Below are 15,442 nucleotides of genomic sequence, written 5' to 3'. Positions count from 1 at the left end.
GCGGGCGAAGTCCGGAAACGAGACCGGGAACGAGAAAGGAAATCATGAGCGCGAAGCTGCAGAAGGTCAACGGCCTGGAGTTCGCCGTCAAGGACTTGGCGCTGGCCGAGGCCGGGCGGCACCAGATCCGGCTCGCCGAGCACGAGATGCCGGGGTTGATGGCGACCCGCGAGGAGTACGCGGCCGCCAAGCCGTTGAAGGGCGCGCGGATCGCGGGCTCGCTGCACATGACGGTGCAGACCGCCGTGCTGATCGAGACGCTGGTCGACCTCGGCGCCGAGGTGCGCTGGGTGTCCTGCAACATCTTCTCCACCCAGGACGAGGCCGCGGCCGCCGTCGTGGTCGGCCCGAAGGGCACCCCGGACAAGCCCGCGGGCGTCTCGGTGTTCGCCTGGAAGGGCGAGACCCTGGAGGACTACTGGTGGTGCACCGAGCAGCTCTTCCAGTTCGGCGACCAGGCCCCGAACATGATCCTCGACGACGGCGGCGACGCCACGCTGCTGGTGCACAAGGGCGTGGAGTTCGAGGCCGCCGGTGCGGTGCCGCAGCCGACCGACGAGGACCCCGACGAGTACAAGGTCATCCTGGAGACCCTGCGCAAGAGCCTGTCGGTCGACGGGCAGCGGTTCACCCGGATCGCCGGGGAGATCAAGGGCGTCACCGAGGAGACCACCACCGGCGTGCACCGGCTCTACGAGCTGGCCAAGACCGGTGACCTGCTGTTCCCGGCGATCAACGTCAACGACTCGGTGACCAAGTCGAAGTTCGACAACAAGTACGGCTGCCGGCACTCGCTGGTGGACGGCATCAACCGGGCCACCGACGTGCTCATCGGCGGCAAGGTCGCCGTGATCGCCGGTTACGGCGACGTCGGCAAGGGCTCGGCGGAGTCGCTGCGCGGCCAGGGCGCGCGGGTCATCGTCACCGAGGTCGACCCGATCTGCGCGCTGCAGGCGGCGATGGACGGCTACCAGGTGGCCACCATCGAGGACGTCATCGACCAGGCCGACATCTTCATCACCACGACCGGCAACTTCAACATCATCACCGCCGACCACATGGCGCGGATGAAGCACCAGGCCATCGTGGGCAACATCGGCCACTTCGACAACGAGATCGACATGGCCGGCCTGGAGAAGACCCCCGGCATCAAGAAGCAGGAGATCAAGCCGCAGGTCCACGAGTTCACCTTCGCGGACGGGCACTCGATCATCGTGCTGTCCGAGGGCCGGCTGCTCAACCTGGGCAACGCCACCGGGCACCCGAGCTTCGTGATGTCGAACTCCTTCACCAACCAGACGATCGCCCAGATCGAGCTGTTCACCAAGCCCGGTGAGTACGACAAGCAGGTCTACGTGCTGCCCAAGCACCTCGACGAGAAGGTCGCCCGGCTGCACCTGGACGCCCTGGGCGTCAAGCTCACCAAGCTGACCAAGGAGCAGGCCGAGTACATCGGCGTCGACGTCAACGGCCCGTACAAGCCCGAGCACTACCGCTACTGATCGGCTCCGGCCGAGGTGTCCCGCGGGCGGGCTCCCCGCCCGCGGGACACCCCCGGAAGGGACCGGGCGGTGCCGCGGACGCCCCGCCACCGCCCGCCCGCCGCACCGCGGCGCGACGTCGAACCGCCCCACGCGCCCCGCGCGCCCCGCGTCGCGCCCGCGTTCCTCACCTCGCACCTCGCGGCGAGTAGATTCCTCATCCGTATGGTCCCCGTTCCCCGGAACGGGTTCGCAGGCACGCCTGGTCGAGCTCTGCGGTGACCGAAGTCGACAGAAGGAAAACCTGAGGCCGACATGAACACCATCGCACTCGAACTGGTACCGCCCGACGTCGACGGTGGCGTGCAGAGCGCAATGGCGGAAGGTCGCAAGATCGTCGAACTCAGCCGGGCGACCGGGCTGACCGGCCGCATCACGCACGCCATGATCCCCGGCATCATCCAGGAGGACGGCGACCGGCCGGTCGATTACCGCGAGAAGCTGGACACCATCGACTACTGGCGGGCGATCCGGCCGGAGCTGGGCGGGATGCGCGGCCTGTGCACGCAGGTCACCGCCTTCCACGACGAGCAGCGGTTGGCCGAGCGGCTGCGGAACCTGCGCGACGAGGGCATGGACGGCATCGCGTTCGTCGGGGTCCCGCGCACGATGAGCGACGGGGACGGCCCCGGGGTCGCGCCCACCGACGCGCTGACGAAGTTCCAGGACCTGATCCCGCACCGGGGCTCGATCCTGATCCCCACGCGGGAGGGCGAGCAGGGCCGGTTCGGGTTCAAGTGCGAGCGCGGCGCCACCTACGGCATGACCCAGCTCCTGCACTCCGACGCGATCGTGGGCTTCCTGGAGGAGTTCGCCCGCACCACGCCGCACCGCCCGGAGATCCTGCTGTCCTTCGGGTTCATCCCGGGCGTGGAGAGCAAGAAGAAGCTCATCCAGTGGCTGATCCAGGACCCGGGCAACGCGGCGGTCGCCGCCGAGCAGCAGTTCGTGGCCGAGGTCGCCGAGCTGGACTTCGAGCAGCGCAAGCGCCACGTGGTCGACCTCTACAAGCGGGTCGTCGACGGCGTCCTCGACCTGGGCTTCCCGATCGGGGTCCACCTGGAGGCCCCGTACGGCTACAACGAGCCGGCGTTCGAGACCTTCGCCGCGATGCTCGACCACTGGTCGCCGAACTGATCCACCGGGCGGGTGGGCGTCGCGGAGCAGCGCTGCTCCGCGACGCCCACCCGCCCGGGGCTCCGGCGATCCCGCCGATCCGGTGTGCCCGGGCGGCCCGCCGTGCTGTGATCGGGTGATGGAACCGATCGTGCGCACCCGCTCCGGCGCGCTGCGCGGCCGCACCGCCGACGGGGTGACCGCGTACCCGGGCATCCCCTACGCCGCGCCGCTGGACGGGCCGCGCCGCTTCCAGGCCCCGCACCCGCCCGACCGGTGGGACGGGGTCCGCGAGGCGGTGGCCCACTCGCCTTCGGTGCCCCAACCCGCGGCGCTGCCCGGCCTGCCGTCCGCCTGGAACCCGTCGGACGGCACCGACGCCCTCTCGGTGAACGTGTGGACGCCGGAGCCGGGCGCGGCGGGCCTGCCGGTGCTGGTGTGGATCCACGGCGGTGCCTACCTGGCGGGCACCTCGGCGGATCCGACCTACGACGGCGCCGCGCTGGCCCGCGGCGGGGTCGTCGTGGTGACGCTCAACTACCGGGTCGGGTACGAGGGGTTCGGCTGGCTCCCGGACGCGCCCGCCAACCGGGGGTTGCGCGACCAGCTCGCCGCGCTGCGCTGGGTCCAGGAGGAGATCGCGGGCTTCGGCGGCGACCCGGGCTCCGTGACCATCATGGGCGAGTCCGCGGGCGGGACCTCGGTGGCCGCCCTGGTGGCCGGCCCGGCGGCGGAGGGGCTGTTCGGGCGGGCCATCGCGCAGAGCGCCTCGGGGCTGTTCGTCGACGAGGCCGAGGCGCGCCGGCTCGCCGAGCTGATCACCGGTGGCCTCGGCGTCGAGCCGACCGCCGCCGCGCTCGCCGGGCTCCCGCCGGAGGCGGTGCACGCCGCGCACGGCCCCGCGTTCGCCGCGATCGACGCCGACCGGGCGAGCTGGACCAACAACACCCCCTACGCCGCGGTCGTCGACGGCGAGCTGCTCACCGACCTGCCGTGGCGGGCGATGCGCTCCGGGGCGGGCCGGTCGATCGACCTCATCAGCGGCTTCAACACCGACGAGGCGGCCTTGTTCACCGCCGACGTCCCGCCCGGCGGCGCCGACCCGGAGGCCACCGCCGCGGGGCTGCGGCTGCCGCCCGGCGCGGTCGAGCGCTACCGGGCCGCGCACCCCGGCGCCGACGACCGCGCGCTCACCACGCTGCTGCTCAGCGACGGGCTGTTCCGGATGCCGTCGGTGTGGTGCGCCGACGCGCACGCCGCCGCCGGCGGCCGGACCCACCTCTACGAGTTCGGCTGGCGGACCCCGGCCCGGGGCGGCGTGCTCGGTGCCTGCCACTCGCTGGACGTCCCGTTCACCTTCGGCGCCACCGGCGGCCCGATGGCGGCAGCGCTGCTCGAAGGCTCCGATCCGGACGAGGTGGCGGCGCTGTCCGGGCGGATCCGGGGCGCCTGGACGTCGTTCGCCGCCACCGGCGACCCGGGCTGGCCCCGCTACGACCCCGAGCGCCGCCTGGCCCGGTTCTGGGACTCCCCGCCGACCGTGGTGGCGGACCCCGTCGCGGCCTCCCGGCGGATCTGGCACGGCCGCGGCTGAGCGGCACCGGGTCCGCGCGTCCGCGGCTCCGTTCGCGTGGTTAACGTGGGGGTGACGATCGGTCGAGGAGGACGACATGGCGGGTGGCACGGACGAGGTACTGGCGGCGCTGCGCGAGCGGGTTCCGGCCGGGGCGCTGCTCACCGACCCGGATTCCACCGGCCGCTACGCCCACGACGAGGCGGAGTGGGCGCCGTTCGGCAAACCGCTGGCCGTGGTCCGCCCGGACGGCACCGAGCAGGTCGCCGCCGTGGTGCGGGTCTGCGCCGAGCACGGCGTCCCGGTGGTGCCCCGCGGGGCGGGCACCGGGCTGTCCGGCGGGGCCAACGCCGTGGACGGCTGCGTCGTGCTGTCCTTCGAGGCGATGAACTCCGTGCTGGAGATCAACCCCAGGGAGCAGTTGGCGGTGGTGCAGCCCGGCGTGGTCAACGACGACCTGCGCGCCGCCTGCCGCGAGCACGGTGCCTGGTACCCGCCCGACCCGGCGAGCTCCCCGTGGTCGACGATCGGCGGCAACGTCGGCACCAACGCGGGCGGGGTGTGCTGCGTGAAGTACGGCGTCACCCGCGACTACGTGCTGGGCCTGGAGGCGGTGGTCGGCGACGGCGAGGTGGTGCGGCTGGGCCGGCGCACCGCCAAGGGCGTCGCGGGCTACGACCTGTGCGGGCTGTTCGTGGGCTCCGAGGGCACCCTCGGGGTGATCACCGAGATCACCGTCAAGCTGCTGCCCGGCCAGCGCGCCCCGGAGCGCACGGTGGTCGGCTACTTCGACTCGCTGGTCGAGGCCGGGGAAGCGGTCGCCGCCGTCGCCGCCGCGGGGATCGTGCCCTCGGCCCTGGAACTGCTCGACCGGCACTGCCTCGAGGCGGTGGACGCCTGGAAGAACATGGGCCTGAGCGCGGAGGCGAACGTGCTGCTGCTCGGCCGGTGCGACACCCCGGGAGCGGCCGGGGAGCAGGAGGTCGACGCGCTGCTGCGGTGCTTCGACCAGGCCGGGGCCACCTGGAGCGCCCGCTCCACCGACGAGCACGAGGCCGACGCGCTGTTCGCCGCGCGGCGGCTGGCCTACCCGGCGCTGGAGCGGCTCGGCCCGGTGCTCACCGAGGACGTCTGCGTGCCCCGGGCCGCGGTCCCTGAAATGCTCTCCCGGATCGAGGCGGCGGCACGGCGCCACGACACCCTGATCGCCAACATCGCGCACGCCGGGGACGGCAACCTGCACCCGCTGATCATCACCGAGCCCGGTGACGACGCGGCCCGGGAGCGGGCCCAGCGCGCGTTCGACGACATCGTCGCCGACGCCCTCGCCCTCGGCGGCACCGTCACCGGCGAGCACGGCGTCGGCCTGCTCAAGCGCGCGGGGCTGCACGCCGAGCTGGGGCCGGCCGTGGTCGGGATGCACCACGCGGTGAAGGACGCGCTGGATCCGCGCGGGATCTTCAACCCGGGCAAGGTCTTCGGCGACCCGGCGAGCTGACGGCCGGTCGGCTGGGGTCCGCCGCGCTCAGCCGCCGGTCAGCTCCAGCGCCGCCTTCTCCACCGCCTCCTCGGACAGCAGCACGTGCTGGGCGGCGCCGCCCAGCGGGATGAAGCTGTCCTCGCTGGTGACCCGGGCGATCCGGCCGCGGAAGCCCCCGTCGACCAGTGCGGTGACCACGGGTTCGGACACACCGCCGCTGCGCCGCGTCTCGTCCACCACCAGCACCGCGCCGGTCGCCTCCGCCGCGGCCAGAAGGTCGGCCACCGGCAGCGGCGCCAGCCAGCGCAGGTCCAGCACCCGGGCACCGATGCCGCGGTCCCGCAGCCGCCGCGCCACCCGCAGGCTCATCGGCACGCCGTTGCCGAAGCTGACCAGCGTCAGGTCGGTGCCGGTCCCGTGCTCCCGGGCCCGGCCGATCGGCACGTGGCCGGTGCCCGGCGCCGGGTAGGACGCCAGCCAGCCGCCGTCGCCGGGCTCGTGCAGGTCCCGGGTGTGGTAGAGCGCGATGGGTTCCAGGAACGCGCAGACCCGGCCGTCCTCGGCGGCGGCCGAGACGCAGGTGCGCAGCATCGCGGCGGCGTCGTCCGGCCGCGACGGCGAGGCGACGACCACGCCGGGCAGGTCGCGCAGCGCGGCCACGCTGTTGTCGTTGTGGAAGTGCCCGCCGAAACCCTTCTGGTAGCCGTACCCGGCGATCCGCACCACCATCGGGTTGCGGTACCGGCCGTCGGAGAAGAAGCCCAGCGTGCTGGCCTCGCCGCGCAGCTGGTCCGCGGCGTTGTGCAGGTAGGCGAGGTACTGGATCTCCGGGACCGGGACGAACCCGGCGAGCCCGGTGCCCAGCGCGGTGCCGAGGATGCTCTGCTCGTCCAGCAGGGTGTCGAACACGCGGGTGCCGCCGAAGCGGGCGCGCAGCCCGCGGGTGACCCCGTAGACCCCGCCCTTGCGCGCGACGTCCTCGCCGAACACCAGCACCCGGGGGTCGCGGGCGAGTTCCTCGGCCAGCGACCGGTTGAGCGCCTGCGCCAGCGTCAGCGGCCCCTCGTCCTCCGGCAGCCGGTCGCCGAGGTCGCCGCGCGGGGCCCCGGCGCGGACCCGGACCGACTCCGGGCGGTCCTGGTGGATCGCGGCCATCACCTGCTCCGGGCCGGTCAGCTTGGGGCGGGTCAGCACCTCGGCGGTGGTCCGGGCGACCTCGGCGCGGATCCGCTCGTAGCGCTCGACCACCGCCGCCGGGGTCATCGCGCGGCGCGCCACCAGCGCCCGCGCGGTGCCCAGCAGCGGGTCGCGGGCGTAGTCGGCGGTGATCTCGGTGCGCGAGCGGTACCCGGATTCGACGTCGGAGCCGGCGTGGCCCATCAGCCGGACGGTGCGCAGGTGCAGCAGCGCCGGTCGCCGGGTGCGGCGCACCTCCCGCACCGCGCGCCGGGCGACCGCCAGGCACTCCTCCGGGTCCGCGCCGTCGGCGGTGTGGTGCGCCAGCCCGGCCCGGCCCCCGAAGGCGGTCTCGATCCAGCCCTTCGGGGTGCGCACGCTGATCCCGATCCCGTTGTCCTCGCAGACCAGCAGCAGCGGCATCGGCAACCCCTGGTAGGCGCAGTGCAGCGCCGAGTTGATCGCGCCGGTGGCCGTCGAGTGGTTCGCCGAGGCGTCGCCGAACCCGCACACCACGACCGCGTCCTGCGGCCACGGCGTGGTGCGGCCGAGCTTGGCGGCGCGCCCCAAGGCGAACGCCAGGCCCACCGCGCGGGGCAGGTGGGAGGCGATGGTGGAGGTCTGCGGGATGACGTGCAGCCCGGCGTTGCCGAACACCTTGTGCCGCCCCGCCGAGATGGGGTCCTCGGCCGAGGCCACGACGCCCAGCAGCACGTCGCGCAGCGGGTCCTGGCCGGGCACCTGCTGGGCGCGGCGCAGGTAGAAGCCGCCGGAGCGGTAGTGCAGCAGCGCCGGGTCGGTGGGGCGCAGCGCGGCGGCCACCGCCGCGTTGGACTCGTGGCCGGAGGAACCGATGCTGTAGTAGCCCTCGCCGCGGGCGCCGAGCTCGCGGGCCGCGAGGTCGAGGTGCCTGCTGCCGGCCTGCGCGTCGAACAGCGCGATCAGCTCGCCGTCGTCGGGGGCCGCTCGGCCGGGTGCCAGCGCGGCGGCCGCGGTCAGGAAGTGCTCGTCCACCGGGTTGTCGGTCATCGGGCTCCTTTCGGGAGGCGCGGAGCCACCGCGCCCGTCCTCAGCGCGGGTCGTCCCAGTCGTCGGCCACCGAGGCGCAGGATTCGGCCAGGCAGTCCAGCGCGATCGGCAGCAGCGGATTGGTGTTCTGCTTGCGGTGGAGCGTCTTGACCCGGCGGTGCGGTCGCCGTCCCGCGATGCGCGCGATCCGCACCCGCTCGTCGGGCAGCGCGAGCCCGGGCAGCACGGCGACGCCCAGGCCGCGGGCGACCAGGGTGCGGATGACCGAGTAGTCGTTGCTGCGGAAGATGATCCGCGGCACGAACCCGGCCTCGGCCGCCAGCCGCACCAGCGACCGGGCGCCCGCGGTGTCGGCGCGGGTGCAGATCCACGGGTCGCCGGTGAGGTCGCGCAGATCGACCTCGCTCGCCCCGGCGAGCCGGTGCTGCCGGGGCAGCGCGATCCGCAGCGGCTCGGCCAGCAGCTCCTCCGCGCACAGCTCCAGCGGCCACTGCCGCGGGTCGAGGTCGTACTCGAAGACCACCGCGGCGTCCACCACGCCGTCGAGCACCGGGTCGAGCACCTCGTCCGGCTCGGCCTCGTCGAGCTGCACCTCCGCGTTCGGCCGCTGGGCCACCACGGTGGCCAGCACCTCCGGCAGCAGCCGGGCGTTGGCGGTGGCGAAGCTGGCCAGCCGCAGGCTGCCCTCGTCACCGGCGACCATCGCCCGGATCTCGCGTTCCAGCGCGTCGAGGGCGCCCAGCGCGTCCCGGCTGCGGAGGGCGAGCCGGGAGGCCAGCGCGGTGCTGCGGGCGCTGCGCGCGGAACGCTCGAACAGCGGCGCCCCCACCGCCCGTTCGAGCAGCACCATCTGCTGCGACACCGCCGAGGACGTGTAGCCCAGGACCCGGCCCGCTTCGGCGAACGAGCCGGTGCGCACGCATTCCTGCAAGGTCCTGAGGTGGATCGGGTTGAGCACGGGGTCCTCCGGTTCGACGAGCGGCGCCGACCGCTCGGGGTGCCGCGGCGGCGCACCACCGCGCGGGTCCGCTACGCCGCGGGGAGCCGTCCGCGCAGCCGCATCGCGGTGCGCACCCGCTCCTGGGCCAGCTCCAGCGCGGCGTCGTGCGGCGGTACGCCGCGCTGGAGCACCGCGTCGAGCACCCGCACCGTGTTGGCGCGGGTGCGCTCGGCGACCGCGCGCAGGATCGCCGCCGGTTCCGGGCGGAACGCCGACCGCCGCGCGTCCATCGCGAATCCGGCGGCGATGGCGCCCCCGGCGTTGGCGATGAAGTCCGGCACCACGGTGACGCCGCGTTCGGCGAGCACCGCCCGGCCGGGAGGGGTGGTCGGCAGGTTCGCCCCCTCCACCACCAGCCCGGCGCGGACCCGCGCGGCCCGCTCGGCGTCGAGCACGTCCTGCCCGGCGGCGGGCACCAGCACGTCGCAGTCGACGAGCAGTTCCTCGCCGCGCCGGATCCGCTGGTGCGCCGGTGCCTTGGCCACGCAGGCGTCCCCGAACTCCTCGCGGGCGGCCAGCCACGCCGGGACGTCCAGGCCGTCGGCGGCGTGCACCGCGCCCTCCACCGTGGACAGCGCGACGAGCACCGCGCCCAGCGCGTGCAGCCGCCGCGCGGCGGCCGCGCCGACCGCGCCGAAGCCCTGCACCGCGACCCGCGCCCCGGCCACCGAACGCCCCCGGTGCGCCAGCGCCGCCTCGACCGCCTCGGCCACGCCGTGCCCGGTGACGCCGAGCTCGTCGTAGGGCACCCCGCCCAGCGCCTCCGGGACGCCGACCGCCGCGCCCCGGTCCCCGAGCTCGTCCTGGATGATCGCCGCGTCCTGCTCGGTCATGCCCATGTCCAGCCCGGCGACGTAGGACGCGGGGATCTGGTCGGCCAGCCGCCGGGCGAAGGCGCGCACGATCCGCTCCTTGTCCGGTGCCGACGGATCGGCGTTGATGCCGGCCTTGGCGCCGCCGTGGAACAGGTCGACCGCCGCCCACTTCCACGTCATCACCCGGGCCAGCCGGGCGATCTCGCCCACCGACACGTCCGGGCCCATCCGGGTGCCGCCCTTGCCGGTGCCGCGGGCGGTGTTGTCGATGACCAGCACACCGCGCATCCCGGTCCGGGCGTCGGAGACGCAGACGACCTTCTCCGGGCCCCACTCGTCGATGTCCTGCAGCAGATCACGCACGCTCGGTCGCTCCGTTCGCTAGGGGTTCGGACGAGGTCGTGCTCGGCGGGCTCCCGCGCGGTGCTCCCGGCGAAGCGCCGGGCGTCGCAGCCGCTGACGTCGACCGCGGGGACGCGGCCCGGCACCAGGTGCGCCCGGCCGCGCCTCGACCCCGGCTTCGGCGAGGTGGCGGGCGGCGCCGGTGCCGCTCACCACCTCGGCGCGTTGCGGCAGCGGGTTCACGCCGGGCCGCCGAGTTCGGGCGGCAGCCGGTAGTCGAGCTCCGGTTCCACGGTGCCGACGTCCATCTGGGCCTTCTGCAGCGCACCGGAGAAGTCCCAGTTCAGCGACTGCCAGCGGGTGAACTGGTCGAGCACCCAGATGCCGGACTGGCGGCTGCCGTTGCCGGACCTGCCGTTGCCGCCGAAGGGCAGGTGCGCCTCGGCGCCGGAGGTCGAGTTGTTCACGCTGACCATCCCCGCGCTGGTGCCCTGCCGGAACCGGAACGCGGTGGCGGGATCGGTGGTGTAGACGGCGGCCGACAGCCCGTAGCCGGGGGCGTTGCCGAGCTCGATGGCCTCGTCGAGCGTCCCGTAGGTGGTCACGCCGACGACGGGGCCGAAGGTCTCCTCCCGGAAGACGTGGTCGTCGGGCCGCATCCCGTCCAGCAGCACCGGGTGGTAGTACAGGCCGGTGGCCGGGTCACCGGCGAACCCGGCGCGCGGCGCGGCCTCGGTGATCCGGCCGACGTGGTCGGAGCCGAGCGGGGTGTGGTGCTCGGCGATGGTGTCCAGCACCGCCTCGAACCCTTCGGCGAACTTGCGGTCCAGCAGCGGGCCGTAGAGCACGTCGCCGGTCGGATCGCCGAGCGTCGCCGCCCGCAGCGCCGCGTCCAGCCTGCCGACGAACTCGGCGTGCACGTCGCGGTGCACGATCAGGTTGCCCAGGGAGGTGCAGCGCTGCCCGGCGGTCCCCCAGCCGGAGAACAGCGCGCCCTGCACCGCCAGGTCCAGGTCGGCGTCCGGGGCGACCACCATCGGGTTCTTGCCGCCGAGTTCGAGGCACGGGCTCTGCAGGTGCCTGCCGCACAGCTCGCCGACCCGCGCCCCGACGGCGCTGGATCCGGTGAAGCCGACCTTCTGCACGGTGCCCGCCGCCAGCGCGGTCTCCAACCCCGCGGAGGTCGCCTCCCCGTCGGCGTAGACCAGGTTGAGCACCCCGCGCGGCACCCCGGCCCGCCAGGCCAGCTCGGCCAGCGCCCGGGCGGCCCCCGCGGCGTACTCCGCGGGCTTCCACACCACGGCGTTGCCGCACAGCAGCGCGGGCACCAGGTACCAGGACGGCACGGCGACCGGGAAGTTGCCCGCGGTGATCACCACCGCCACCCCGACCGGGACCCGGAAGGTGAACAACTGCTTGTCGGGCATCTCGGAGGGCACCGTCTGCCCGTAGAGCCTGCGTCCCTCGCCGAGGAAGAAGTCGCAGGTGTCGATGATCTCCTGGACCTCGCCGAGCGCCTCGCCGTAGGGCTTGCCGATCTCCCGGGTCACCAGGCGGGCCAGCGACTCCTTGTTCGCCTCGACCAGGCGGCCGAGCCCGGCGACCACGCGACCGCGCACCGGGGCGGGCACCTGCGCCCACTCCCGCTGCGCCCGCTGGGCCTGCGCGGCGGCCTCGGGCAGCGCCTCGGCGCCGCCGAGCCGCACCCGGGCGACCACGTCGTCGAGGTCGGCCGGGTTGCGCGACAGGTATTCGGCACCGCCGTCGACCGCGCTCCCGGCTGGCGCCGGACCGATCACCGAGCTCAACGTCGACTGCACCGACATGCACCTCTTCCTGCTGGTTCGGACTGGCCGCGGACCCGGTGCGCCGGAGGTCACGCCGGGCTCCTGATCACCGTAGAGCGTCCGGGCGGGCCGGGCGGAGGATCAGAAGAGTGATTTCTGCTCGAACTGAGCGACAGCTCCGCTGGTGCTCGGCGCGGGGAGCGGTGGATCTCCTGCGCTCTCGTCGCGCCGCCGCGTGATCGGGGGTGTTCGCGCGCCGGGCGCTGGGCCACGATGGCCTGTCGGACGGTCGGTCACGAGGAGGTGCGGGGTGGGGTTCGCCGAACGGCTGCGCGCGAGCGGGTGCTGGGACGACCTCCCGGGGCGGGTCGGGGTGGCGGCCTGGGACCTCGACGAGCGGGAGCCGGTGCTGCTCGGCGCCGAGCGGGCGGTGCACCCGGCCAGCACGATCAAGGTGCTGGTGCTGGTCGCCGCGCTGCGCGCGGTCCGCGACGGCGCCCTGGACCTGGACACCCGGGTCCCGCTGCCGGAGCGCCGGGCGGGCGGTTCCGGGGTGCTGCCCGAACTGCCCAGCGTCGGGGAGCTGCCGCTGGCGGAGCTGCTCGCCCTGATGGTCGTGGTCAGCGACAACACCGCGACCAACGCCGTGCTCGACGCCGTCGGGTTCGCCGCCGTGGCCGACTGCGCGGATCGGCTGGGCTGCCGGGCGACCCGGCTGGAGCGCCGGCTGATGGACGAGCGGGCGCCCGGTCGGGTGCAGAGCTGCGCGCTGGACCTGGCCCGGGTGCTCGACGCGCTGGTCACCGGGGCGGCGCTGCCGCCGGAGCTGACCCGGCACGCCTTGGCCGTGCTGTCCCGCCAGCAGGTCCGGGACCGGTTGCCCGCGCTGCTGCCCGCCGGTGCCGGGTGCTGGAACAAGCCGGGGGAGCTGCTGGGGGTGCGGCACGACGTCGGCCTGATCGGCACCGCCGACCGGCCGCGCGCGGTCGTGGCGGTCCTCGTCGACGAGCTCGCCGACGAGCGCTCCGCGACCACCACCTCCGGCGGTCCCGCGACCGCCGCCATCGCCCGCATCGGGGCCGCCGCGCACCGCGCCCTGGAGCCCGCGAACGGGTGATCCGCGGCCCGTGCCGGTCACTCGAATGTCTGTTCAAAACGCCCTCTGAAGTGCTAAAATGTGTTGTCGGGCAGGGATTTCGGGGGCATTCGCGCCATTGTGGACGGTCGCGGGGCGGCAGGGGTGGCCGCTGCCGACCGGCGCGGTGGCGGCCGTGCCCCCGCGACCGCGGAGGGGTACTCGTGGACGGCGTTCAGATCAGCCTCGGTTCGTTCCTCGACTACGCGCGCAGCACACCGCGCGGCTGCGCCGCCATCGTGCGCGACCAGCGCGGCATCTACCTCGATCCGCACAGCATGGCGTGGGCGTTCTACGGACCGTTCCGGGCGGCGTTGCGGCGGGCGGTGCACGCCACCGACCCGGTGGCGGTCGTGGCGGCGGCCGTGCACGCCGCCCGGCCGGTGCAGCAGGAGCACTACCGGCGGCTCCACGCGGGTTTCGAGCGGTGGTGGGCGCGCACCAGGGCGGTCGGCGTGCCGCTGGGCTCGGCGGTGTGGCCGTGCGGCGAGCTGGCGATCACCGTCTCCGGGCGCAGCGCGGTGGCGTTGCGGTACGCCGACGGCGGGACCGAGGTGGTGCTGCCCTACCTCAAGGAACCGGAGCTCGACGGCGGCACCGCGAACCTGGCGCTGCGCGTGCTGGAGCGGGCGATGCCGGACCTGCTGCCCGGTGCCCGCCCGATGGTGCTCGACGTGCGGCGCGGTCGCCCGCTGCGGTTGCGCCGCAACGCCAACCGCGCCGAGCTCGACGCGCTGATCGCGGCGGAGTCGGCCAAGTACCTGGTGCACTGGGACGCGGTGGCCTGACGCGGCGTCCCGCTCCCGGTCCCCGGCGGGACCGGGAGCGCTCAGCGCTGGTGCGCGATCCGGCCGCCGACCACGGTCAGGTCCACCGCGCAGTCGCCGATCTCGTCGGCGGCCAGCGCGAACGGGTCGCGGTCCAGCACCACCAGGTCGGCGGCCATGCCCACCGCGAGGGTGCCGCTCTCGTGCTCCAGCCGGTTGACCCGGGCGCTGCCCGCCGTGCTCGCGGCGAGCGCCGCGGGCAGGTCCAGCCGCTGCTCGGGCAGGAACGCCGGGACCTCGGACCCGGGTTCGCGGCGGTGCACCGCGACGTGCGCGGCCCGGACCGGATCGGCCTCCGACACCGGCCAGTCGCTGCCCACCGCGAGGTCCGCGCCCGCGTCCCGCAGGGCGCGGAACGGGTACTGGCCGTCGGCGCGGGGACGGCCGAGCCGGGGCACGGTCAGCTCGGTCATCGCCGCGTCGTTGATCGCCCACAGCGGCTGGATGGTCGCGGTGACGCCGAGCGCGCCGAACCGGGGGACGTCGTCGGGGTGCACCACCTGCACGTGCGCGATCTGGTGCCGCCCCCGGCGACCCGAGGCCGCCACCGCGTCCAGGGCGTCGCGCACCGCCCGGTCGCCGACCGCGTGGAAGTGCACGTCGAACCCGGCGGCGTCCAGGGCGACCACCGCCTCCCGCAGTTCCGGTGCGGTCAGGAAGGACAGGCCGCGGTGCCGCCCCGCCGGGGCGGTGTCCAGGTAGGGCTGCAGCAGCGCGGCGGTGAGGCTCTCGCAGACCCCGTCCTGCATGATCTTGACCGCCTCGGCGGTGAACTTCTCGCCCCGGCTCCGGTCCCGGCGCTCGCGCAGCTCGGGGAGCTGCTCGACGCCGCGCTCCCGGTCCCACCACAGGGCGCCGCGCACCCGGGCCGTCAGCAGGCCGCGCCGGTCGGCGTCGCGGTAGACCTCCAGGGTGTCCGCGTAGCCGAGGTAGGGGCCGACGATCGCGTCGTGCCACATCGTCACCCCGCGCTCCAGCAGGTGCCGCTGGCCTTCGAGCAGTCCCGCCAGGTACTCCTCGCGTCCCGCCGGTGGCAGCACCCGGGCCACCAGGCCGGTGGCGCCCTCGTGCAGCATCCCGGCGGGCGACCCGTCGGCGGCGCGCTCGATCCGGCCGTCGGGCGGGTCGGGGGTGTCCGCGTCGATCCCGGCGGCGCGCAGCGCGGCGCTGTTCACCCACGCCCCGTGGTGGTCGCGGTTGACGAGGTAGGCGGGCTGCGTTCCGGTGACCGCGTCCAACGCCTCCCGCGACGGGGTGCCGCCGGGGAACAGGCCCATGTCCCAGCCGCCGCCGAGCAGCCAGCCGGACGGGTGGGCGGCCCGGTGCGCACCGATCCGGCGCAGGCAGTCGGCGGCGCTGGTGCTCGCGGTGAGGTCGCAGCGCAGCCGTTCCAGCCCGCCGTAGACGGGGTGGGCGTGCGCGTCGTGGAATCCCGGCAGCAGCAGCCTGCCGCGCAGGTCGACCACCTCGGTGGCCGGCCCGCGCAGCTCCGCGGCGGCGGAGCCCAGCGCGGCGATCCGCCCGCCGCGCACGGCCACCGCGTCGGTGACCGGGTGCGCGGGGTCCATCGTGGCCACCCTGCCGCCGGTGAGCACCAGCTCCGCCGCGCGCGTCATCGGCC

General features: G+C 74.8%; 11 protein-coding genes. 6 read left to right on the top strand and 5 right to left on the bottom strand.

Annotation, left to right across the window (positions count from 1 at the left end):
• Positions 1-44: 44 nt before the first annotated feature.
• From ahcY to ABD976_RS23110, 4 genes are all read left to right on the top strand, one after another.
• Positions 45-1,502 carry an adenosylhomocysteinase gene (gene ahcY / locus ABD976_RS23125; protein WP_345366613.1) on the top strand — a complete coding sequence of 486 codons (1,458 nt, stop codon included), beginning with the start codon at positions 45-47 and terminating at the stop codon, positions 1,500-1,502.
• A 294-nt stretch (positions 1,503-1,796) separates the two neighbouring features.
• Positions 1,797-2,678 (top strand): mycobacterial-type methylenetetrahydrofolate reductase, encoded by an 882-nt coding sequence (locus ABD976_RS23120; protein ID WP_345366611.1) that lies wholly within the window; start codon positions 1,797-1,799, stop codon positions 2,676-2,678.
• A gap of 118 nt (positions 2,679-2,796) precedes the next feature.
• A complete protein-coding gene (locus ABD976_RS23115; protein ID WP_345366609.1) occupies positions 2,797-4,251 on the top strand; it encodes a carboxylesterase/lipase family protein in 1,455 nt (484 codons plus the stop codon).
• A 76-nt stretch (positions 4,252-4,327) separates the two neighbouring features.
• Complete coding sequence (locus ABD976_RS23110) at positions 4,328-5,728, top strand: FAD-binding oxidoreductase (protein ID WP_345366606.1); 1,401 nt, start codon at positions 4,328-4,330, stop codon at positions 5,726-5,728.
• A 27-nt stretch (positions 5,729-5,755) separates the two neighbouring features.
• Here the strand turns inward: ABD976_RS23110 and ABD976_RS23105 are convergent, their stop codons facing one another.
• From ABD976_RS23105 to ABD976_RS23090, 4 genes are all read right to left on the bottom strand, one after another.
• Positions 5,756-7,915: a thiamine pyrophosphate-dependent enzyme gene (locus ABD976_RS23105; RefSeq protein ID WP_345366604.1), complete on the bottom strand. Its 2,160-nt coding sequence runs from the start codon at positions 7,913-7,915 to the stop codon at positions 5,756-5,758.
• Positions 7,916-7,955: 40 nt separating this feature from the next.
• The gene (locus ABD976_RS23100) at positions 7,956-8,873 is read right to left on the bottom strand and encodes a LysR family transcriptional regulator (RefSeq protein ID WP_345366602.1); all 918 of its coding nucleotides are present in this window, start codon (positions 8,871-8,873) and stop codon (positions 7,956-7,958) included.
• Between the two features lie 71 nt (positions 8,874-8,944).
• Positions 8,945-10,093, bottom strand: coding sequence for a Glu/Leu/Phe/Val family dehydrogenase (locus tag ABD976_RS23095; RefSeq protein WP_345366600.1), 1,149 nt, complete (start codon positions 10,091-10,093; stop codon positions 8,945-8,947).
• A gap of 218 nt (positions 10,094-10,311) precedes the next feature.
• Positions 10,312-11,898 (bottom strand): aldehyde dehydrogenase family protein, encoded by a 1,587-nt coding sequence (locus ABD976_RS23090; RefSeq protein WP_345366598.1) that lies wholly within the window; start codon positions 11,896-11,898, stop codon positions 10,312-10,314.
• 271 nt (positions 11,899-12,169) lie between these two features.
• Between ABD976_RS23090 and ABD976_RS23085 the strand changes: the two genes are divergently transcribed.
• Together ABD976_RS23085 and ABD976_RS23080 are read left to right on the top strand one after the other, a co-directional pair.
• Entirely contained in the window at positions 12,170-12,976 is an 807-nt protein-coding gene (locus ABD976_RS23085) for a serine hydrolase (RefSeq protein ID WP_345366596.1), read from the top strand.
• 182 nt (positions 12,977-13,158) lie between these two features.
• Positions 13,159-13,782, top strand: a complete 624-nt coding sequence (locus ABD976_RS23080; protein WP_345366594.1) for a hypothetical protein — start codon at positions 13,159-13,161, stop codon at positions 13,780-13,782.
• Positions 13,783-13,823: 41 nt separating this feature from the next.
• On the opposite strand, the gene ABD976_RS23075 is transcribed toward ABD976_RS23080, so the two are convergent.
• Positions 13,824-15,437: an amidohydrolase gene (locus ABD976_RS23075; RefSeq protein WP_345366592.1), complete on the bottom strand. Its 1,614-nt coding sequence runs from the start codon at positions 15,435-15,437 to the stop codon at positions 13,824-13,826.
• Positions 15,438-15,442: the final 5 nt, after the last annotated feature.

The organism is Saccharopolyspora cebuensis (assembly GCF_039542665.1).
Classification (GTDB): domain Bacteria; phylum Actinomycetota; class Actinomycetes; order Mycobacteriales; family Pseudonocardiaceae; genus Saccharopolyspora; species Saccharopolyspora cebuensis.
This window is presented reverse-complemented; position numbering and strand designations above follow the sequence as displayed.